We start from the raw sequence: 1,242 nt of genomic DNA on the forward strand, positions 1-1,242 counted from the left end.
GGACCGGGACCGGGGTAAGCGCTTTCACCAGTCATGCACCGTGCCGTCGGCCAGACGGTTGTAGGGCAGGTACGCCTGCTGGTACGGGAAGGACGCAGCGGCTTCTTCATTGAGTTCAACACCGAGTCCGGGTTTCTCCCCCGGATGCAGGTACCCGTCGGCGAAGGTCATGGATTGTTCAAAGACCGTGTTCGTCGTCCCGCTGTGTTCCATGTATTCCTGAATCCCGAAGTTATGGATCGCCAGCCCCAGATGCGTCTGCGCGGCCAACCCGACCGGGGAAACATCGGTGGGACCATGGAAACCGGACTTAATCTGGTACTGCGCGGCATAGTCCATGACCTTCTTCAAAGGCGAAATTCCCCCGAAGTGCGTGGACGCGGCCCGCACATAATCAATCAGCTGTTCACGGATCAGGGTCTGGAAATCAAAAACGGTGTTAAACACCTCACCGACCGCCAACGGCGTCGTCGTATGCGAGCGGACCAGCCGGAAGGCGTCCTGGTTCTCCGCCGGCGTGCAGTCCTCCAACCAGAACAAATCGTAAGGCTCCAACGCCTTCCCCAGCCTCGCAGCCTGAATCGGCGTCATCCGGTGATGCCCGTCATGGAGCAACGGCAACTCCGGACCAAATTCGTTGCGGACAGCCTCAAAGACAGTGGGCACATGCCGCAGATACGCCCGGGTATCCCAATCCTCCTCCGCCGGCTGGGCTCCGCGGCCGGCCGGCTCATAATCATAGCGCTCGCCGGTCGCCTGTGCCTGGGCCGCAACACCATAGAGGGCCTTGATGCCCGGGATGGAGGTCTGCACCCGGATGGATTTATACCCCTCCTCCAGGTGCTGGCGGATCGAGTCGAATAACTCCGGCAAATCCCGGCCGGAGGCATGCCCGTAGGTGCGCAGGGCCGTCCGGGAGGCGCCGCCGAGCAGCTGATACACCGGCAGACCCGCGACCTTGCCCTTAATATCCCACAACGCCATATCCACCGCCGCGATCGCCGCCATCGTCACCGGCCCCCGACGCCAGTAGGCGCTCCGGTACAGGAACTGCCAGGTGTCCTCGATCCGGTGCGGATCCCGCCCCACCAACAACGGCACCACATGCTCGGTCAGGTACGCTGCAACGGCGAGCTCACGCCCATTCAACGTCGCATCCCCCAACCCCGTAAAACCCTCATCCGTGGTGATCTTCAACGTCACAAAATTCCTCGACGGACTACTAACAACCACATCAGCAGC

General features: G+C 61.7%; 1 protein-coding gene. It reads right to left on the reverse strand.

The window, feature by feature from the left end; genetic code table 11:
* Window positions 1-24: 24 nt before the first annotated feature.
* On the reverse strand, window positions 25-1,242 hold a 1,218-nt coding region (gene manD / locus IV500_RS21130), incomplete at its 5' end, for a D-mannonate dehydratase ManD (protein ID WP_196398786.1).

It is taken from the genome of Arthrobacter terrae (assembly GCF_015708085.1).
GTDB lineage: Bacteria > Actinomycetota > Actinomycetes > Actinomycetales > Micrococcaceae > Arthrobacter_M > Arthrobacter_M terrae.